Consider the following 22291-nt stretch of genomic DNA (forward strand, 5'->3'; position numbering starts at 1 on the left):
AAACGCTTTTTACGTTTCTTTCGACTAATCGTTGTTAGAATACGATCAAAAGTATGTTTTTTTATATCTTCTCTATCGTTTATGGGCATATGCTTAGAATACAGATGAATTTGAAAGATTTTAATTTGTTAATACGACAAAATAACGAAAAGGTTAATATAATTATAAGGCTTTTCGTAATTTATTCAAGACTTTTGATATATGATATTCGACAGATTTGATACTAAGGTTCATTTTTTTGGCGATTTGTCTGTAGGATAAATCATCTTCGCGACTCATGATAAATATTGCCCTTGTTTTGGTAGGAAGTCTCTCTAGTAAGCCATCAAGCTGATCAGAAAGTTCTTTATACGAAAGCTCATCATGCTCAACAGCTATGTCTAACAACAGGTGTTCCTCTACTTCATTTAACCGACGTAATTTCCCCAGCAGTTTAAAACATCTGTTTCTTATACAAATGAATAAATAATCTTTTAACGACGACTCGATGTTTAATCGTTTATGACGTGCCCACAACTCGGTAAAGACATCATGTAAAACATCTTGTGCTAGTGATTCTTCCTTCATCAATCGTAAAGCAAAGTTATAGAGGCCATCCCAATAAAAATTATAAACTAAGGAAAATGCTTGCATATCTCCGTCTTTTAGACAGCGCAAAATATTGTACTCTACTTGACTTTCCATTTGATTCGATTCCATATCGGTAATTAAATTGTTCTTCAATGGTTAGCAGATGTTTAAGACTAATTGGTTAAATTATGAAAAATGCCAACAATATTATGTATTACATAAGTACAATATTAACATTTTTTTATAAATGTATAAAATGATCTATAAAATTTTTAAATAAAATAATCAGAAAATTTTGCTTATTACACGCAATCATAACGCTCTTTTCATTAACTTGGCACTATATTAAGTTTACGTCTTTTAAGAATGAATCGATGAAAACGTAGATTATGAGAATTAATAATATTTATAGCCTATAATCGATCAGATTTGAGCGATGAAATTGTCATATTGTACAAATTATCCCAGGGTAATCAAATTGCCCTGAAGATACTTTATGATAAATATGCGCAAATGGTTTACCAATTTGCGCATCATATTTTAAAGGATGAGCAGATTGCGGAAGAAATTGTACAGGATACTTTTCTCCAGCTATGGGACTCAAGAGAAAAAATAGATATAGACAGCAATATTCGAACATTTATCTATGTAATCAGTCGAAACAAATGCTTCAATAGGCTCAAACAGCTTAAAAGATACCATAACCTCTTCGAACCCCTATGCTCCGAAGGATCTCATGATTGCATTTTTGAACAAGACCCTTTGGCGGAAAAAGAAGTGAACGAAGCACTGGAACAATTGGTTCAAAAGCTACCCACAAAACAACAGCTCGTATTTCGTATGAGTCGATTCGAGGGACTGTCACATCAGGAAATAGCGCAACAGTTATCCATTTCGACAAATACCGTAAAAAATCATTTGGTGTCTTCTTTAAAATTTATCAAAGAAGAACTCAAGCGTACCCCTGGAGATTCTTCGATCATCTATCCCTTATTATTTTTTACTTTTTTTTTCATCGACTAGTCCTTAGCCCAACTCAATATTGTTCTTATAATAAAGACCAATATCATGATGACCAATTCTGAGTTTGAAAACTTAGTCAAAGACTATCTCGAAAATAAGCTTAGTCCAGAACAGGAACGACAATTAATAGTTCTATTGACCACTAATTCCAGTGCCGATCTTTTGGCTAAATTTGACAAATTTTACCTCAAATATTCCAAGGAAGTCGCGCTGGAAAAAAATAAAAAAGACAAGATTTGGTCCAATATCCATGCGCATTTAGTTCAAGATACCCCGTATCAAACTGGTGCCATAAAAAATAGCCGTTGGAAAACCTTCCTTCCTTATGCAGCCATTTTCATTGGTATAATTTCTCTTGCGACACTTTTATTTACGCTTACCGACAAAGATAAGGATGAGAACCCTCAACACAACACAACAGTAAATCAAATCTTTCTGAAAAAACATAGCGGTCTCATTTATGCCAGCAATAACACTAACGGCAACAACATCCCATTGAAGCAATCCGAGTTCAAAACCTATGGGATTGTCAAGGATTCAGCGGGCACTCTTGTTTTTAGACAAGACGACAAACATGTTTTAGCCAACAACACGAAATTGACTATTCAAACCCAAAAAGGGCAAACACAAGCACTTGTTCTACCTGACGGTTCAAAAGTATGGATCAATAGCAATTCACAGATTACGTTTCCGAGAAGCTTTAACGAAAAGGAACGTCAGGTACAATTAGTCGGCGAAGGGTATTTTGAGGTCACTCATCTCGATCGACAGCCCTTCTCTGTCCAAGGATTACATTATACTACCGAGGTCCTGGGAACACATTTTAATATCCAAAGTTACCCTAACAGTATAGAAAGGATTTCATTACTGGAAGGGAAAGTAAAGGTTAGTAGTCCAAAGACTGTGATCCACCTTTCTCCTGGGCAGCAAGCATACGGAGAAACTGCAACGCCTAAAAAAACCGAAATAGATACAACGGATATCCTGGCATGGCAGCAAGGCTATTTTAAATTCGAGAATGTGGATATTTATCAATTAACCGAACAAATTAGAGACTGGTATGATGTTAAATTTATTAAGATCAGCTCACAAAGCGGGGATAGATTTTCAGGAACCTATCGGCGCACCAATGAACTAAGTGATCTACTCAAAAATCTAGAGGAAGTTTCCAACCTGAGATTCAACATAAAAGAAGGAGGCATTTATGTAACCAATAAATAAACTTTAAATAAAAAAACGGAAGTGCTCCAACACTCCCGCAGTTAGATAACGACAAACAAAACGAAAATTATTAATCAATTTATCCAGTTCAAATGTATAAAACTTCTTATTCATTTCGATATCCTACGACCAGGATTATCGTAAAAACTATGATTTTTATGAAACTGATTATCCTGTTTCTAGTAATAGCCACGTTCCATGTCAGTGCAAATAGCTATGGACAAAACATTTCGCTACATGTGAAAGGGGAAAGCTTCAAATCTATTTTAACAAAGATTAGAAAACAGAGTGGCAAAGACTTTCTTTACAATTCTCAACAAATTGATGAAGACAAAAAAATGAATCTCAGCATTACCAACAAGCCTTTAGCCGAAGCACTACGCATATTACTAGCCGATCAGCAATTGACCTATAGCGTGCGTAATAATGCAATTTTGATCCATCCCAATGCTTCTGCTTCAACCACAGCTGCAAAAGACAACACATTTCAACAGGATCTTCGGGGCAAATTAAAAGACAATACTGGAAAGCCTATTGCCGGAGCCACTATTCTGCTCGTCGGTACCGGACAATCTGTGGCGACAGACGAACATGGTGATTTTCAATTTGCCAAGACTCCGTCCAGTGGTGAGCTTCGCATTAATTTTATTGGATTTAAAGAGAAAACAATATCTTTTCAACGGTCCCAACAGCTCGACATTACTTTAGAGCCTCAAATCAATGAAATGGAAGAAGTCGTTGTTGTGGGCTATGGTGTTCAAAAAAAATCAGACCTCACGGGTTCAATTTCTGCCGTTCAAGCTAAGGATTTCACGCAAGGATCCAACATCAACGCCCTTCAGTTGATCAATGGTAAGGCACCAGGTGTAACCATCAGCCAAACCAATTCGGCGCCTGGGGCAGGAACCAAAATACAGGTCAGGGGTGCCGGTTCCATCAATAGTAGTAATGATGCCTTGATTGTCGTAGATGGGCTACCTGGTATCGATCCAAGTAGCTTAAGCCCGGATGATATCGAATCAATAGACATCTTAAAAGATGCCTCAGCAGCTGCTATTTATGGTACTCGTGCGGCTAGCGGTGTAGTGCTTATTACAACAAAAAAAGGAAAATCTGGCACAGCTATAGCGAAATATGATAGTTATATCGGGTTTCAAAATGTATCAAAAAAATTGGATGTCCTTAACGGAAAGCAGTACATGCAAGTTCTGAATGCTATCCGAAAAGACGCAAACAAAGACGCCATTTTTACGGAAGACCAGATCAACAACATGGGAGAAGGAACCAATTGGCAGAATGAAATATTTAGAAAAAATGCGGTCGTACAGAATCATCAACTTAGCTTTTCCGGCGGTGGGGTTAAGAGTAATTTCTATACCGCTCTAAATTATTTCAACCAAGATGGTCTAGTAAAAAACTCGGGCTACGCTAAAATTAATTTCAGAACAAATCTGGAATTTCGACCAAAGGATTATATAAAATTCAATATAAACGGAAATTATACCCGTGGTAACCAGCAAGCAATCTATACATCCAATGGCGTGAATGAAGCCGCGGGCCCGCTCAATAGCGCACTGCAATTTGACCCCACCCTACCGGCATACCTCAATGAACATGGTCGATACTACCTTAATAACTTTATCGCTTTAGACAATCCATTGGCCCTAATCAATGGTAAGGAGAATAGAAATATCTCCAACACCTTTTACGGATTGATTACCGCAGAAATTAAACCTTTTACCGACTTTACAGCAACATTACGTGTTGGTGGAAGTACCGCCAACATGATGAACTCCAGTTATACGGACCGATCGACCATAAACGGTCTTGCCAATGGCGGATTGGGTTCAAAAAATGCGTCAAGTGGCCACCAATGGTTGGGCGAGTTTTTACTCAACTACAATAAAAAAATTGGAAAACATCAATTGGCTTTCTTATTGGGAACAACATTTGAAGAGTTTCAAAGTGAAGGCGTGGGAGCCAGTTCAATGAAATTTTTATCTGACATCACTTCTTACAACCTTTTACAGAGTGGAGATGGTGATAAAGGCGACAATGTAAGCTCTAGTAAAAGCCGAAACAGACTCAATGGTGTATTAGGCCGTATCAATTATAATTTTAACGATCGTTATTTTATTACAGCCTCTTTGCGTTCAGATGGTACATCGCGCTTTTCTGAAGAAAACAAGTTTGCATTTTTTCCTTCCGGAGCTTTTGCATGGAAATTAACGGATGAAGATTTTCTTTCCCATTTGAAAGAAAATGGGACCACGCTTAAACTGAGATTTGGATATGGACGATTAGGAAACCAAGGAATAGACAATTACCAAACAATCAACACCTTGGTCGCGTCGGGAAATGCTGTCTTTGGTGATAAGATTTATCAGGGTGTTGTCCCAGCGAGACTACCTAATAAAAATCTACGGTGGGAATCTACGGAAGAAATAAATCTAGGATTAGATTTTGAGCTTTTGCGTGGGCGAATTACGGGATCTGTCGACGCGTACAAACGTAACACTAAGGATCAACTGTTCAGTAAGCCCATTTCTTCAGTGGTGGGTTTTAGTAACTACATGGTCAATTTTGGAAATGTTGAAAACCGTGGTATTGATTTTCAATTAAACAGCAAAAATATTATTCGTGATCAATGGCAATGGAACAGTCTATTTAATTTGGCTTTACTAAAAAATGAAGTCAAAGAGCTACCAGATTTTATTCCACAACTTATTACGGGATCTATTGCCAGTTTTATCTCCAACTATCAACTTGTAGAACGGGGTCAACCCATGTTATCTTTCTATGGGTATGAGACGGAGGGAATATTTCAGAACGATGCGGAGATAAAAAATTCAGCACAACCTGAAGCAAAGCCGGGGCATATTCGCTTTAAAGATCAGAACCAAGATGGGAAAATAGACTTAAAAGATCGAACTATTTTAGGAAAACCTTTCCCTTCCATCAATCTGAGCCTTTCCAATACGTTCAAGTATAAAAATGTTTCACTGGACTTCCTACTTCAATACGTAGGCGGAATTAGTATGTTAGACGCCAATATCACCGAAACCCTCTATCCTACCAACGAATATCGCAACAGGTTATCCGAATACTACCTGAATAGGTGGACACCAGAAAACCCAACCAATCAATATCCGAGCGGCGTAAACCCTACAGCCTATGGTGGCGACTATATTATCAATTCAATGACTGTAAGAGATGCATCGTTTTTAAGACTCAAAAATATCAATTTAAACTACGAGGTATTGAAAAATGGAAAATCAGTCAATCGCGTCAATATATTTCTGGCACTAGAGAATTTGGCAACTTGGACCAAATATAAAGGTTATGATCCTGACGCAAGTGCGACAGGAACTAGTGCCGTTTCCAAAGTGAGCTACAATAGCTACCCCTTAGCACGCACAATTCGATTGGGATTAAATCTTACACTCTAAATTCGACTAACATGACAACATTAAAACTCAAATATCTCACCATATTATTGCTGTCCCTATCGACGATAGGCTGCAATTCATTTTTGAAAGAAGAAGTATATACAGAATACGACCCCAACAAATTCTTAGCCGATGAGACTGGCATTGATGCACTGCTTACAGGAGCTTATGCGCAATCCCGTATTATTGCTTATGATCATCGTAACTATACCTATATGATGAATGAGTTCAACACAGATATTGCCTTTGAAACGGGTGGTGGCCTTGAAAAAGATGCCGCTCCATTTATCCAGTTTAATTGGTCTGTCAATAATAGTTTTTTAAATTCATTCTGGGAGAAAATGTATAAAGCCATTGCCAGTGCAAATTCGGTTATCATTCTATCCAATCAGCTCAATGGCTTAGACCCGGCCAAACTCAACAAAATACAAGCCGAAGCCAAGTTTATCCGCTCGTCATCTTATTATTTCCTCTATAATTTATTCGGCCCTACCCCCTTGATTGATATCCCCGTCGGCGCCAGTCCCCAAGAGATCGAAGAAATTGGAAAAAATGCCAAAAGAGCCGACCGAGATGTCTTTGTCAACTATATCATCAGTGACCTTGAATTTGCCAAACAATATTTACCGCTTACAGAAAGTCCAATAGGCAGGGCAACAAAAGGTGCTGCCTTAGGTTATCTAATGAAAATTTATCTAAAAGAAAAAAATTGGCAAAAACTCGCAGATGTCACACAGGAAATTATAGATCTTCATCAATATGAACTTTATAGTAATTATCCACGACTTTTTGCCATTGAAGGTGAAAGCAATAAAGAATATATCTTTAGGGCACCTTGTATCGCACAAGCAGGCTATCAAAATAACTACATGGCACATGCTTTCCCACCAAACTACCCTATTCTCACCAACTGGGTCAATTTCGGTGCACAATTCCGTACGTATAGTGCATTTTACAAAACCTTTGAATCGAACGATAAAAGACGTGAACTGCTCATACGAAACTATACCGATATCTCTGGTAAAAATGTGGAATTGCTCGAGGATAACAATGGTAAAGCCCTCAATGATGTACGAAGCTTCAAATACTGGCCAGATCCAAACGGTGTGGGCGAAAATATGGGTAACGATATTGTCTACATACGTTATGCCGATGTTCTTTTAAGTCGTGCTGAAGCACTTAATGAGCTAAATGGTCCTAATCAAGAGAGTATCGACCTCATCAATCAGGTTCGTCAACGTGCCAATACAACTTTACTCAAATTAGCAGACTATACTAACAAATTATTGTTGCGTGATTTTCTACTGGCGGAACGTGGGCGAGAGTTCTTTTCTGAAGGATTGCGTCGCGAAGACTTGATTCGACATGGAAAATTTATCCAGTCAGCCAAAGAGCGAGGTTATGCAGCCAAAGAATACCAGGTCGTTTATCCTATCCCGCTCCAACAAATTGATGCAAACCCAAATTTAACGCAAAATGAGGGTTACTAAACCATACCACGATTTATTGCTGTTTATTATCATGCTTGGGCTTTCCTGCCCAAGCATATATGCTCAAGTTGTCGCCCTCCCAAATAAACAGCAGCTTGCTTGGCAGAGAGCCGAATTTGGTATCATCTTTCACTATGATCTGCATGTCTTTGACCGGAAGGCATATCAACAGCAATCCAATCGTATTGTTCCGGTTCCTGATATACACATTTTCCAGCCGCAACAACTGGATGTCGAGCAATGGGTGCTGAGCGCAAAATTAGCAGGGGCTAAATTCGCACTCATTACCGCGACTCATGAAACTGGATTTGCCCTTTATCCCTCAAAAGTCAATCCCTATAACACGAGTGCTTTAGGGTGGAAAAACGGGAAAGAAGATCTTGTTGGTGATTTTATAAAAGCCTGTATCAAACACGGGATAAAACCAGGTATTTATGTAGGGATTCGTTGGAACGCTTACCTTGGTATTCACGATTTTAAAGCAATCGGTACTGGACAGCAGCAAATAGAACGGCAAAAATACTATAATAAAATGGTCGAGGGAATGGTACAGGAGCTATGCACATGGTACGGTCCACTGTTTGAGATTTGGTTTGATGGTGGAGCCAGCAGCCCTGAGAAAGGTGCTCCAAATGTGCTCCCAATTGTAAAAAAATATCAACCTAATTGCCTTTTCTATCATAACGACGAACTGGCAGAAGCAAGATGGGGCGGTTCCGAGTCTGGAACAGTACATTATCCATGCTGGTCTATGTTTCCTTTTCCTTATACCGGCGCAGGAGAGAGTTGTCCAAGGGCAATTTCCACAAACGATTTCTTACTCTTAAAAACCGGTGATCCGGATGGAACCTATTTTATGCCTGCAATGGCTGATGCCCCGCTCCGCGGAGCAAACGGTCGACACGAATGGTTTTGGGAACCAAATGACGAAAATTCGGTATTTTCTCTTAACCACCTTGTGGATATGTATCAAAAGTCTGTCGGCAGAAATGCAACTTTGATCTTAGGAGTTACACCCGACACCCTGGGGCTTGTGCCGCAAATAGATCGGCGGCGATTAGAAGAACTAGGAAGTGAGATCAAACGTCAATATGGTAGTCCGATAAAGGATCTAGACCCAAAACAAGAGCTTATTCGCTTTAAAAAGGCGAAAGCTGTTACCCAGTTAATGATTGAAGAAAGCCTTGATCAAGGACAACGTATACGTGCTTTCCACATTACTGCGAAAACAAAGCAGGGATGGCAAACACTATTTACGGGTTCGTCCGTTGGTAACAAATGTATCATTCAATTGAAAGGCCCCATTCGCTGTACACAAATTAAACTAACAATAGATAAGGCCATTGGCCAACCTATTATTCATACTTTTAATGCTTATGATACTTTTTAAGAAAAATAGCAAATTTATCCTATTAGCGACCCTATTTACAAATATGGGGTTATTGCTGCAGGCGCAGAGCCAACGCAAGGCACAACTTGGTCCCACAACAGAACGCCCCAATATTGTCGTGTTTTTTGTGGACGACCTAGGTTGGCAGGACATGTCCGAACCATTTTACAAGGTCAAAACGCCAATCAACGAAAAGTTTCATACCCCCTATCTCGAAACATTGGCCAAAGAATCCATTAAATTTACCAATGCGTATGCAACACCGGTGTGCACACCTTCCCGGGTGAGCTTTCTGACCGGTTTAAATGCTGCTCATCATCGTGTCACCAATTGGACCCATCCCAAGGCTGACACGCCGACAGATAGCAAAGATGAATTGTTGAATCCACCGGATTGGAATATCAACGGATTGAGTCCTGTGCCCAATGTTCCACATACGATATATGCCACTCCATTTCCAAGCATCCTCAAGGCCAATGGTTACTATACCATTCATGTGGGCAAAGCACACTGGGGGTCTGCCGGAACACCAGGTGCAAGTCCTTTGAATTTGGGCTTTATGGTCAATATTGCAGGGCACTCCGCCGGACATCCACAAAACTATTATGGCGAGCAAAATTATGGTAACCTTCCTGGAAAAGCAGGTTACCAGGCAGTTCCCGATCTCATGGAATATCACAGTACACCCACATTTCTAACGGAAGCGTTAACCCGGGAGGCCCTCAAGGCACTGGAGGAACCTATACGCCGTAAGGAACCTTTTTTCCTTAATTTTTCCAACTATGCGGTGCATGTCCCGATCCAACCCGATCCACGCTTTGTACAAAAATACCTCGACCGTGGCTTAGATTCCACTGAAGCGGCTTATGCTTCCTTAGTCGAAGGCTATGACAAGAGCATGGGCGATATCGTACAATTTCTCAAAGACAAGAACCTGTACGATAATACTGTCATTATTTTCCTGAGCGACAATGGCGGACTTAGCCTCAGCCCGATGCGGTCTGGACCGAGCCATACCCAAAATCTACCCTTAAAAGCTGGCAAAGGCTCCGTTTACGAAGGCGGTATCCGAATCCCCTTATTAATCAAACAGGCCAAACAGCATCCTGCCAATACGGATGCTACCCCTGTTATGGTCGAAGATCTCTTTCCGACAATACTCAGCTTGGCCAAAATAGACAACTATCAGCTGGTCCAAGATAAATCCGACGGAAAAAACCTATTGCCGCTTCTAGAAGGAAATAAATCCGACAATTGGAATAGCCGCCCTTTGGTATGGAATATTCCCAATAAATGGACTGTACCTGATGGCCCGGGGATCAATTTCTTTTCCGCTGTACGACAGGGAGACTATAAGCTGCTTTACGATATGAAAAATGGGAAATTGGAACTCTACAATCTCCGGAACGATATTGGAGAGCTGAATAACCTAGCCCCAAAAATGAAAGGAAAAACCAAGGAACTCAGCAAATTGCTTTCAGATCAGCTCCGGACCTGGAAAGCACAGTTGCCTACTTATAAGGCTACAGGACAGCAAATTCCCTTTCCAGATCAAATAGATTAAGAAACCTAGATGTAAAAATCTTATTTTAAAAGTATTGAAATTTAGAAAAGAAGGAAGTTTTCTCCTCTTCCTTCTTTCTAAATTTCAATACTTCGAAAAAACTCTAAAATTTGCAATATAGTATTTAGAGCGCCTTCCAGAATATAACGTCTGGATTAGTGGGTATCTCAAGTCGGCTATCGACCAAAGCTGGATTAATGAATTCAACGATTTATTAATATCAAAATAAAAGCAGTGAAGATTTAAGTAAAAAATTTTTGCTAACAAAAACCAGCCTCTCCACATTATCGTCAACACTTATGGAAAGTTTGGTTCAGAAGAACTCATGTTATGCCGGCAGCCAATACTCAGGAAAATCCATCAGGATAATGGATCGAGTTTATTTCCAAAGATGTCGATAGGTGGAAGAGTACTCACCTTCAGACTCCACAGCTGTTTAGGGTATATGGCTCCTGAAATGTTTATCGAAACACAGGTCAAAACAGCAGAATTTTCTACTTTAGAACACTCCTAAATTTGGGGAGAGGTCACTTTGTACAGTAAATACACCCCCTCCTGTAGCTGAACCTGGATCTCGATATGTAATAATATAATTAACAAAACCATTCCAGGAACACGAATAAGGACTCCAATATTTCGACACCTGAAATAGCTTACGTAGAACACGGCTATCCGTATAAAAAGAAGTCGGGTTTTCAATCCATTCATATTTCTTTGATATTTGTAATGTCTAAGCTAAAACTTCAGATTCTTGGTTAGATTATCCCATATTCTATTAAAAATTGATTTATCTTCCGTAATGATCTCTGCATCACCAAATATTCCGGGCTTCAAAATAATCAATGAATCAGTAACAGAACGAATAAGCGAAACTTTGGCGAAAAAGACACTGTCCTGCATTGGAATATCTGATATATAATCTATTTTTCCATTCAAGTAGCCATAATCCTGATATGGATAACTTCGAACTTTTATCAATACTTTTTGTTCTTTTTTAACTTTTGCAGATACCACTTGTGGTAGAAGGAGTTCCCCGTAATACTGTTCATTATTTGGATTGACGTAAAAAAGGGGCTGATCCATCTTAACCTGTTGGTTTTCTTGCAAAAAGGAGCCATAGATAAGTTTACCGTTTACTGGGCTCGTTAATATAAACTGCCGTTTCCAGGTTTCGGCCTCACTTATAAAGCTATTCAGTGCCTGTACAAATTTTTTACGCTCTTCATCGATCTGGTTGCTAAGGTCTGTTAATTCTCTATTTTTAGCGAGCATATTTCCTTCATAACCAATTAAATTATTTTCTATCTGAGGAATAGTTTGCCTCTTTGCCAGTAGCAATGCTTCCTTCTCACGTAGTTCAGAAGGACTAATAATTTTCTTTTGAGCGAGCAATTCGTACTTTTCGAACTCTTCTTCTGCAAGTTTCAGCTGCTGCTGCTGTAGCTTAAATGATTGCGTTGCTTTTTCATACTGTCTCGCCAGATTAGTCAATTCCTTTACTAAAGCTCCTTTTCTCTTTTGGTAAATCCCATCCTCGCTTGCTGCTCTATAATTCAGATAAGCTAAATAAAAATTCTGATATCCTGCCTGCAATTCTCCTAAGTTAAGTTTAGCCGGGTCAATTAGACTTTCTAGATTATAACTCTCGTTTTTTACTTTTTTCAGATTTTGTAAGCGTTCCAGCAGAGTTGTCACCTGGCCGTGATCTGCGGTACTTTCCAGATAAGCGAGTTCAGTACCTGGCTTTACCCATTCTCCGTCCCCGACCAATATTTTAACAAGAGTACCATTATTTCGACTCATGATAGCCTTCGGCGCATTGATACTATTGAATTTCACAGCACTTGCAACAATTTCTGGAAAACGTATAAATATGGATAATCCCAACATCAACAGTACTATCCCTAGTATCAAAGAGATACCCCGTTTCAACAGCCAGGAAGGTGGTTTGGCGATAATTTCCTGTAAATCTTCCGAATGAAGATTCTCATTAATCATAATCGATTTTTTCATACCTTAATTCCCTAGTTCCAATTGATTTTTTACCAATTCAAAATATCGTCCTTTTAATCGGGTTAGCTCTATGTGCGTCCCCTGCTCGACAATTGTTCCCTTTTCGATCACAACAATATTGTCTGCGTTTTTTACTGTACTTAGACGGTGAGCAACAACAACTACTGTTCGTCTCTGGAAAAAACGATCCAGATTCTCAATGATGAGCTTCTCATTATTGGCATCAAGTGAATTCGTAGCCTCGTCCAAGAAAATAAATTCCGGCTCCTTATATACGGCGCGAGCTATCATGAGCCGTTGTCTTTGCCCCTGACTTATACCCTTACCGCCGATACCTATCCTAGTTGATATCCCAAAAGGCTGCTCTGCTATAAAATCATTCAGATTGGCAGTTTCGATCGCATGCTGTAAACGTTGTTCATTTGGAAACTCGTCATTGATTGCAATATTGCGCTCGATAGTATCAGCATAAATATAGTTGTCCTGTAACACGGCGCCACAACTCTCACGCCATAAAGAAAAATCCAACTGCTCGAGGCGTCTACCTCCTACAAGAATCTCGCCTTTTTCATAATCATAAAATCTCAATAACAGCTTTAATATGGTTGTTTTACCACTACCGCTCGCTCCTACTATTGCCGTTGTTTTACCCGCAGGAAAGGACAGGTTGAGTTTATGAAATATAGGTTCATTACCCGCTCCATAGTAACGGAAGGTCAGGTTACGGATCTCAATATCTTTCCGCACCGGTAATTTTGAAAGATAATCTTTATGAAGATTTTCTTCTTCATCAGTCTCGTATATCTCATTCAGACGTTCCATACTAATTTTGGCATCCTGATAGGATTGCATGAAACTCAATAAGGACTCGACAGGACTGTTAACCATACCGACAATATATTGTATTGCCATCATTCCCCCTAACGTTATATTACCATCAATGACTGCTTTGGCACTGATATACGTGATCAGGATTCCCTTCGTCTGGTTGATTGCCATTGACCCGAGTGATTGATATTGCGACAGTGCCAGACTTTTTACTCTGAACTGGAATAGCTTGGCCTGTAGTGCCTCCCAGCCCCAGCGTTTTTGTTTCTGAGCATTATTTAATTTAATATCTTTGATACTTTGGATCATTTCAACCATATAGGTTTGGTTCTCCGATGAAATTTTGAATCTTTTTTGATCCAGTTCGCGTCTGTAATTCATAAAAAACAGAATCCATAGCGTATATAATACAGTGGCAGCAAAAAATATAATAAAAATTGTTGTATTGTAGATAGCCAGCAAGCCCCCAAAGATCAGCATATTGACTAAGGAAAATAGGGTATTTAATGTATTTCCTGTAAGAAAAGACTCAATACGCTGTTGATCAGACATCCGCTGCATCAGATCACCATGAGTTTTCAAATCAAAAAAAGACATGGGAAGTTTCATGATCTTGATAAGCAGGTCCGTCAAAATGGAAATATTTACCCGTGTACTGATATGCAGCATGATCCATGAACGCATAAAAGAAACCGAGGTGCTCCCAACAAAGAGCATGAGCTGAGCAGTCAGGATCAAGTTGATAAAACTGATATTCTTACTATTGATTCCAATGTCAACGACCGATTGGGTCAGGAAGGGTGTGACCAACTGTAGAATTGTGCCCAAAATCATCCCAAGAAACAATTGTAGGAAAAGCTTTTTATACCTATAGAAATAGGTAAACATCTTCCCCCACCCCAACGTCAGTTCAGTCTCATCATCTAGCTGATAAAAATTAGGCCCCGGACTTAACAGAAGTGATAATCCGGAATGTAGCTCCTTGGTGGAATACCAGCTTTTGGCAAATTCGCTTTCCCCGTAGGCAACGAGCCCAATTGCCGGATCAGCAACAAAGTACCTTCCCTTCCTGATCCTGTGAAGAATCACAAAATGATTCTGATTCCAATGTAGAATACAGGGGAGTTCCACTTCTTTAAGCTGTTCAAGGCTCAACCTTACACCATAGGTACGGAACCCAAGCTTTTCAGCCGCTTCACTGATCCCCAGCAGATTGACTCCCGTATTGGTGGTTTGACAGAGCTTTCGTATTTTGTGTATGGAGACAGACTGACCATAATATTTAAATATCATTCGCAGACAGGTAGCCCCACAATCCATCATGTCCATCTGTTTATAATATGGAAAACGTTTTATCACTTAGGAGTTTTATATGGTTTATACAATAAATTTACTGTTTTACACTATCAAACGGATGGCTATGATATACCTCATGAATTTTATCCATTCTAATGATAGCAGATTGGATAACATGCTGTAGGTGTCCATTTACGTTATATAAAGCCGTGATGTCCGAGTACCCGAATTCTTTTTGAATGGAAATCATTGGATACATAACAAACTTATTGCTGGTCATTTCTGAAAACTTGCCGTCCGCCACATCCTCTTCCGAAAAAGGCTCGGCCAAAATAGTTTCAAAAAAAGACCTGAAAACTACGACAAACTGCGTTCCCCAAAAAGTGTCAATCCATGTTATTCCCGACTGAAGAGGAAGCATATTACTGTACCCTCCAATAATTCCACCAAGCAAAAAATTAGCACCTAAACGATGTGCTTCGTAAATAGCGGACAGAAATTTTTCAGTTTCATAATACGGTGTAAACTGATGGTCGTCCTCACAAAGAATAATGACATCCTCATCACTTTCAATCGCCATTTGTATAACCCTACAGATACTCATCCATAGACCTATGGCGCCATTAGTATGCACGGAAGCCTCCACTACTTGTACATCAAATTCATTTCTACCATCAAATTGGGCTAAAATATGCTTTAGCCTATCCTTTCTTTCGGGAATATTAATAATATAAGTAGGTATAGTAATGTTATTTTCCATTTTCCTTATTATTATGGAGATTATCGAAATGGCCCCGCAAAAATGACAGTGTTTCCAGTCTCTTTTGAGATTTAACAAAATACTCTTCCACGATCCCAGGTTCTGCGTTTTTGATTGTTACGTCTGAATAGCCGAACTCTTCCTGAATAGAAATAAAGGGATACATACAATGTATTCCACCACTTATTTCACTTATTTTCAGGTCAATATCATCATCATCATTAAATCTCAGTGCTAGAATTCTTTGAAAAAATCTTTTATAAATGATCGCAAATTGAAAACCTGTAAAATGATTGAGCCAAAAAAGTTCCTGTTCCACCTGTACAGCATCTTCAAAATGGCTCACCCCGCCCAATAAAATATCACTGCACAAATGCTCTGCTTTCGCTATTGTATTTCTTAATTCAGCAACGTTGTAATGGGGTGTAAAACAATGGTCGTCTTCGCACACTATAATATAAGGTAATTGTTTAGCTCCTGCTTCTTTTACAATATTATATACTGTCCTCCATAGACCTACTGCACCTATTTTATGTCTAACAGCTTTAAAAAGTGTAAATTCAAATTCAGATTTTCCGGCGAATTGCTTAAGGATATGATCCCTCCGATCAATCCTATCCTCCAGGTTAATCGCAAAAACTGGTATGTTTTCTTTCATATTAAAATCCCTTAAAATTATAACAAAGTGTTAATGATGCTTTCATCTAATAAACCTGTATCAACAGCACCATCATATTATGCTTCAGAATAGAAACGATCAATAACAATGTTTCTCTTTCAGGAATTGGTGTAATTGTTCAGAATTTATATTAACACGGACGATTTGGCCATTTTGGTCAACTAAAAAATTATGTGGGATAGACCTGATACCACATCTATTAAAAAAATCACTGCTCGATCCCATTAAATCCGATACCTGAATCCAGGGATATTTATATTTTTCCAATGCCGAGATCCAGTTGGACCTATCCACGTCCACAGAAACACCAATGATCTCAAAGTCTAAAGAGTTTTCTTTATTATACCATTTCCCTATTTTATTCAGTTCTTCAATACATGGGGCGCACCAGCTTGCCCAAAAATCAACCAGCACATATTTTCTATAACTGGCCGATAATGTAACTTTTTGCCCGCTTATATCTTCCATTGTAAAATCGGGTAAATAATCTCCCACCTTGAGACCGCCCCTTATACGAACATCAAGCCCTTTTTCTATTCCTCTTCTTTTTAATTCGGGACTCAATGACTTAAAAGCAGCTAGTTGCGTAGAATCTGTGAGCATTTTCATACCAGCGTATGAATAGAGCCTATTAAACCCAATAAACATATCTGAATTTGCTTTAATAAAATTTAAAAAGTCATGATTAAATTGTATCATGAGGTTAGCTAAGGAGTCCTTATAGAGATTAACATCCTTACTTTCATCATTTTTTTCCCGATAAAAAAAATATTTTTCATTAAAAGGTTTTTCAATTCTATCTTGATAATCATGATAAGCAGACTGTTGCGGACCACCTTCAATTTTGGCTTTATGTAAAGAATCTATTTGGCCGGTGATAGTATACTCCGTATTCTCTAAAATAAAAGTTTGCCAACCAATATTTAACGATGGAACTTCTATGGAATAAAAATCCGGTTCAGCAATAATCCCTTCTAATAGGAAAGTATCATTTTTGCTGTAGCATGAATCTATAATTTTTAGCTTTTTTATATTACTATATGCTGCACCTTTGTTACTCAGATAGACCATTTGGTTTCCCAAACCTTTTAACCTACCTTTGACTGAATATTTTTGGCTCTGGGCCAATAGTGCTCCTGCCATAAAAAAGAGAATGCACAAAATTGAGAAACCTCTCATATCTTATTATTTATTTAAGATAGGGATCGTCATTAACTACGACGACCCCTTATTTATTAACGATCAATTATTAAGGACAAGTCTTAGCAACTTTCCCGTCACAATATATGTTATTCTCATCCGTTGAACAGGATACACCATACCCGCAATCGTTTGTAAGCTTAGTGTTATCCTTGTCTTTGCATGTCACAGAACAAGAGGATCCCACACCGCTACCTCCTCCACTTCCAGTGAAACCGCCCATAATGTTTTTCAATTCTTTCCTGGAAAGAATTTCTTGATTATTAATAGTTTTTAAACTGATTTTTTTCATAACTTTTACTTTTTAACATCTCGTAGTTTTCATTGTACCATCCTGAGTTTGGCAGGCCACATATCCATTTGGTCCATCAACACCAGCGCATCCGTTTGCATAACCATTACATGATAATGTACGACCATCACCACATGAAGCAGTTGCTGAACAGACAACACCAGTACCGCTGCCACCGCTCCCGGTAAATCCTCCCATAATCTGTTTTAATTGATCTCTGGAAAGAAGTTCCTCTGTCTTAATTGACTTTAAATTGATTTTCTTCATTCATTTAATATTTAAGTTTATAATGTCCATTAGCTCCTGGGCATCAAAATGGAGGGCCTTTTACAGGGAGCCTTCTGTTGCTCGGTTTGTTGCAATCAATACCGAACATCAACTACGTAGTATTTTTGAGTATATGTTTTAAATCATAAATCCGGTAAGAATCAGGAAGCTCGTGGCCATTGATATAGAAAGTAGGTGTTACCCTTATTTTCATGTTATCACACCATACACGCATAGCCTCAATTTTATGTTTCTGCTTTTCCAGCTCACCATTCATCGGATATCTATCTGCGAAGGATGTATAATCTTTAATTTCTGAATGGTACCAATCATCCAATGCCTCGGAGAGCTTATTGTGACCATCCCGTTCCTGTATTGCCAATAGATGCCGAACGGGTGCAGTCTTAATATCATTATCTTCCCCTGTTGCCGTAAAAATAACCCTAACTTTAATATTATTATTCGATCTTATAAGCTCCTCGAGTTCAGGATGGGCTTTAGCGCAAGGCCCACAATATGGATTACAGACTTTGATGATCTCATAGTCCGCATTTAGATTACCAATCTGTACTCCGAGACCTTCCACTGGTAAGGTAATGGCGGGTTGCTTTTGTAGCAATATTTGAAAAATATCTCTATTATACCGTAACTGATGCCATTTTCTTTTGTGTTCTTGATTTTCTTTACTCCCCTTGAAAACTGGAACCAAACTAGAGCTTAAACTCAGCATCCCCCCTCCAATGGTTAATAAGGTCATAAGGGGAAAAATCGATAAAGAATTTAAACCATTGAAGTAAATGTAAATAGCAAAGTTAATTGCAGAAAGAAATAACACTCCTTGTACCATCAAGCATAGGGGACACCATTGCTTAACTGTCTTCCACTGATAGTAGACAGAATAGAGTGTATAAGGGACGGCCAATAAGGAAAATAATGCCCAATAGGATAAATAAAGAATATTTGTAAGACCAAAAAGTAACTGCGACAATATCATCGTAGTGAAATAACTAAATCCAATAACAGACCAGCTTAATCCAATAAAAGAAGCGCCTTTTGATTTCAGAACGGCATCACAATTAAAACTACCGGCATGCCCGCCGCAGACTTGTTTCAAAAATGGATTATGAGCATCTATATCATGCCATAGAAGCAAAAGACTTACTATACTTCCTATCGTATTTAGTAGAAAAAATAGGACGGAAAAGGCACTTATTGGCGGAACATCGTTTAATACAGCATATCCGATGCTAAAAGACCATGCTATCACAAATATTAAAAGGAGTACAAGCTTCTTAAAAAAGCTGCGTTTTTCAATCTGTCTGTTTTTCTGATAATACAATTCATCCTTTGAAGTGGAAGCATCAACCAACAAAACGATATCCTTATCAATATTACTAAAATCATTAACCGAAGCAGATACTTCGATTTTCTGAACAGGATCTAAATAATTAATCTCATCGCCATCAATTTTAGTCACAACTGTGAAACAAGCTTGAGGCCAATATGGCTGTTGGATTGAACAAATAAATGGTAGTTCAAAATCATTATAATTATAGTCTCCTTTTCGGATGGCAGCACTCTCAATGCCATATTCTGACAAGGTATCTATAATTGACAATAATGAGGGATATTCAGTGTGTTCATCTATCAGAGTACTAACTCCAGAAAATGTATTTTTAATTCCGTAATGATTTAAGATATGCTGACAAACTAATGTCAGATTATTTTCATAAACATTTGTATTAATAAAATTGCGTAACATTCTTAATTAAAATATTAAGGTTATTTATTGTAACTTTTTCATAATTTATTGATCCCCCCCTTTACAATTACCACTTGACAATAAAATAATACTGCATAATACTCTCCTGTAAATCACATAAAAATTTATAAACTAAAATAAGTTCAGAAAAGAAAAATATTTACTCAATATTTATTTTAAACCAAAATAGAATTCATATAATATTTTGTTAACTTTAGGTAATTATTTGGATTATGTTCTACATAAAACGAATATACATAAATAAGTTAAATAAAAAAAATAAATTTCATAAATTTCAATTACAGCATTTTCACAATCAAAAATCAACAATATAAAATATAATTATAAATATAAGTCACATATATTAAATGAATATTCTCCAAAGAATAACCCATTAAAACGACAAAAAAGATTATGTATGACAAATAAGCTTATTGCATTTATACCTCTCAGAAAAGGTAGTAAAGGTATCATTGGAAAGAACCATAAATATTTTAACGGTAAACCACTGTTTCAATGGATTTTAGACACTGCCTTAAAAACTCATAAATTCGATGAAATATGGGTGGCTACAAACGATGATATTATAAAAAAAATTCTCGTTGAAGTATATCCGAATAAAGTACTTTTGTTTCACCGAAGCAATAAAAATGCTGATGATAATTCGCCAACTACAGACGTAGTTCTTGAATTTTTAAATGAACACACTTACCTCCAAAATGATAAACTCATATTGTTACAGGCAACATCGCCCCAAACTTCCGTATATGACATACAGGCAGTTATTGCCAAAATAATTGATAATCAATACGATTCAGTTTTATCATGTCTTAGATTAAAACATTTTAGGTGGACGGAAGATGGCGATTCTTTGGATTATAATTGGGAAAATAAACCTAGGAGACAGGATTATAAAGGCTATTTAATTGAATCTGGTGCAATATATGGAAGCACCATTCAGGCCATATTACAAAGTAAACAACTGATTTCTGGAACAGTCGGTACAGTCGAAATAACCAGCCCATTCGCTATCGAAATTGATGAACCGATCGATTGGGAAATAGCAGAAACATATGTTAAATATTTGCAAAATGAAGAAAAAAAAAGATTATTACCTCGAGTTTATTGAAACGGTAGAGGAACTGTTACTCCTATTTATCAACAGATGTCAGCATATTAATAAAGCAGCTATTAATTTAGAAAGGCTAGATTTTTCCAAGACAATAATCAATACATTATGGACACATATCTTTTTCTTTTATAGAGATGAATATAATAATGAACGATTAAAGAGAAATACAAAAAAAAATCTCAAAAGACTTATCTGGAACAATGATCTGAAACCGTTGCTTCCGAATTCAAACGAAATAGGTTATATAGAAACAGTCCCCTGTAAAGCTATTACAGATATGGATTATCTTGAGGAATATAACGGAGCTGTATGTTTCTATTGTTATAACATAAGACAGCTTTACTATTTTCTTCCAATACTAGAAAGGATTCAGGAAAAAACAGTTATTTTCTATAATTTTGATTTAGGAAATTTTAGTACTGAAAATCAAAATATTATTTTTATTGAATTTTGTTTGAGAAGCGATTTCAAGTGTTTTCATCAATCATTTTTGCAGAGAAACTTTCCCTATTTGTTTTGGTTTACTAATAATTTTATGGGATACCTCTCTGCATTAAAACCAAAATGTATAGTTCTTTTGGAGGGCTGCCATTCAGAAATGGAAGCACTGGCTATAATTGGAAAACAGATTCAAATTCAGACTCTATGTCTACAACAAGGTTGGCCTTCAGTAATGCATTCTAGATTCCGTAATATGACATACGACTACTTTCTTACCTGGGGAAATATATTCAATGGGCTCTGGAAGAAATATAACTCAGACCCAGAATTTGTATCAATAGGATATTGCTATAAAGTTCCAAAATTGACAAAAGAAAATATAATTACCTTTTTTCTACAAGCTCCGATTATTATTTTAAATGAGCAATACTTCGAAAATATTTTAGAATTTGCATTATGGTGTGCAGAGAGCTTTCCAAAATATAAAGTATGGGTTCGTGAGCATCCCGAGTTTACTATTGAACAAAGCTGGGTTAGTAAATTCAGCCAATTTCCAAATATAGAAATAAAAAGCAGTGGAGATCTAAGTAGTATATTTTCACTAACGAAAATCGGCGTCTCCACATTTTCTTCAACACTTATGGAAGGTTTGGTTCATAACGTCATCCCTATTGTTTTGGAGCTATCTTCTGTTCCTTATTACCCGCAAGATATAAAAGGAAAGAAGCTAGGATATATAGCCAAAACAATCGAACAAGCAAAGGTAGATATGTGTTCTATCATCGACAACCAATCTGTTTACAAAGAAAATTTTAATATAATTCGTAAAGAAAAGCAGGATTATTTTTTCGCTACAGGAGACATTGCTATAAACAATGGACTGGATTTCTTTAAAAAATTCAACTAAAAACTTG

At 37.6% G+C, this 22291-nt stretch carries 17 protein-coding genes; 8 read left to right on the forward strand and 9 right to left on the reverse strand.

What is annotated here, in order from left to right; translation table 11 throughout:
* Positions 1-162 precede the first annotated feature (162 nt).
* Positions 163-699, reverse strand: coding sequence for an RNA polymerase sigma-70 factor (locus B4Z90_RS16005; RefSeq protein WP_286802740.1), 537 nt, complete (start codon positions 697-699; stop codon positions 163-165).
* 300 nt (positions 700-999) lie between these two features.
* Between B4Z90_RS16005 and B4Z90_RS16010 the strand changes: the two genes are divergently transcribed.
* The 6 genes from B4Z90_RS16010 to B4Z90_RS16035 all read left to right on the forward strand — a co-directional run bounded on the left by B4Z90_RS16010 (position 1000) and on the right by B4Z90_RS16035 (position 10707).
* On the forward strand, positions 1000-1593 hold the full coding sequence (locus B4Z90_RS16010; RefSeq protein WP_286802742.1) for an RNA polymerase sigma factor: 594 nt from the start codon (positions 1000-1002) through the stop codon (positions 1591-1593).
* A gap of 45 nt (positions 1594-1638) precedes the next feature.
* Positions 1639-2814 carry a FecR family protein gene (locus B4Z90_RS16015; RefSeq protein WP_286802744.1) on the forward strand — a complete coding sequence of 392 codons (1176 nt, stop codon included), beginning with the start codon at positions 1639-1641 and terminating at the stop codon, positions 2812-2814.
* Between the two features lie 158 nt (positions 2815-2972).
* Positions 2973-6263, forward strand: coding sequence for a TonB-dependent receptor (locus B4Z90_RS16020; RefSeq protein WP_286802746.1), 3291 nt, complete (start codon positions 2973-2975; stop codon positions 6261-6263).
* Positions 6264-6274: 11 nt separating this feature from the next.
* A complete protein-coding gene (locus B4Z90_RS16025; RefSeq protein ID WP_120336615.1) occupies positions 6275-7753 on the forward strand; it encodes a RagB/SusD family nutrient uptake outer membrane protein in 1479 nt (492 codons plus the stop codon).
* On the forward strand, positions 7740-9143 hold the full coding sequence (locus B4Z90_RS16030) for an alpha-L-fucosidase (RefSeq protein WP_075991594.1): 1404 nt from the start codon (positions 7740-7742) through the stop codon (positions 9141-9143). Before B4Z90_RS16025 ends, B4Z90_RS16030 begins: the two co-directional genes overlap by 14 nt.
* Positions 9130-10707: a sulfatase gene (locus B4Z90_RS16035; RefSeq protein WP_286802747.1), complete on the forward strand. Its 1578-nt coding sequence runs from the start codon at positions 9130-9132 to the stop codon at positions 10705-10707. The genes B4Z90_RS16030 and B4Z90_RS16035 overlap by 14 nt, the downstream gene beginning before the upstream one ends.
* A 735-nt stretch (positions 10708-11442) precedes the next feature.
* Here the strand turns inward: B4Z90_RS16035 and B4Z90_RS16040 are convergent.
* The 8 genes from B4Z90_RS16040 to B4Z90_RS16075 all read right to left on the reverse strand — a co-directional run bounded on the left by B4Z90_RS16040 (position 11443) and on the right by B4Z90_RS16075 (position 19804).
* The gene (locus B4Z90_RS16040) at positions 11443-12720 is read right to left on the reverse strand and encodes an HlyD family efflux transporter periplasmic adaptor subunit (RefSeq protein ID WP_286802748.1); all 1278 of its coding nucleotides are present in this window, start codon (positions 12718-12720) and stop codon (positions 11443-11445) included.
* Between the two features lie 3 nt (positions 12721-12723).
* Positions 12724-14907 (reverse strand): peptidase domain-containing ABC transporter, encoded by a 2184-nt coding sequence (locus B4Z90_RS16045; RefSeq protein ID WP_286802750.1) that lies wholly within the window; start codon positions 14905-14907, stop codon positions 12724-12726.
* Positions 14908-14938: 31 nt separating this feature from the next.
* Complete coding sequence (locus tag B4Z90_RS16050; protein ID WP_112375672.1) at positions 14939-15604, reverse strand: glycosyl transferase; 666 nt, start codon at positions 15602-15604, stop codon at positions 14939-14941.
* Positions 15594-16262, reverse strand: a complete 669-nt coding sequence (locus tag B4Z90_RS16055) for a hypothetical protein (RefSeq protein ID WP_286802753.1) — start codon at positions 16260-16262, stop codon at positions 15594-15596. Before B4Z90_RS16055 ends, B4Z90_RS16050 begins: the two co-directional genes overlap by 11 nt.
* Positions 16263-16361: 99 nt before the next feature.
* Positions 16362-17426, reverse strand: coding sequence for a TlpA disulfide reductase family protein (locus tag B4Z90_RS16060; protein WP_286802755.1), 1065 nt, complete (start codon positions 17424-17426; stop codon positions 16362-16364).
* A 106-nt stretch (positions 17427-17532) separates the two neighbouring features.
* A complete protein-coding gene (locus B4Z90_RS16065) occupies positions 17533-17775 on the reverse strand; it encodes a hypothetical protein (RefSeq protein WP_286802757.1) in 243 nt (80 codons plus the stop codon).
* A 12-nt stretch (positions 17776-17787) separates the two neighbouring features.
* Complete coding sequence (locus B4Z90_RS16070; RefSeq protein WP_286802758.1) at positions 17788-17973, reverse strand: hypothetical protein; 186 nt, start codon at positions 17971-17973, stop codon at positions 17788-17790.
* A gap of 181 nt (positions 17974-18154) precedes the next feature.
* On the reverse strand, positions 18155-19804 hold the full coding sequence (locus B4Z90_RS16075; protein WP_286802760.1) for a vitamin K epoxide reductase family protein: 1650 nt from the start codon (positions 19802-19804) through the stop codon (positions 18155-18157).
* 418 nt (positions 19805-20222) lie between these two features.
* Between B4Z90_RS16075 and B4Z90_RS16080 the strand changes: the two genes are divergently transcribed.
* Together B4Z90_RS16080 and B4Z90_RS16085 are read left to right on the forward strand one after the other, a co-directional pair.
* Positions 20223-20933: an acylneuraminate cytidylyltransferase family protein gene (locus B4Z90_RS16080; protein WP_112375667.1), complete on the forward strand. Its 711-nt coding sequence runs from the start codon at positions 20223-20225 to the stop codon at positions 20931-20933.
* Positions 20896-22284: a hypothetical protein gene (locus B4Z90_RS16085; protein WP_286802761.1), complete on the forward strand. Its 1389-nt coding sequence runs from the start codon at positions 20896-20898 to the stop codon at positions 22282-22284. Before B4Z90_RS16080 ends, B4Z90_RS16085 begins: the two co-directional genes overlap by 38 nt.
* The last annotated feature ends 7 nt before the right edge of the window (positions 22285-22291 follow it).

It is taken from the genome of Sphingobacterium sp. UBA5639 (assembly GCF_002421245.1).
Classification (GTDB): Bacteria; Bacteroidota; Bacteroidia; order Sphingobacteriales; family Sphingobacteriaceae; genus Sphingobacterium; species Sphingobacterium multivorum.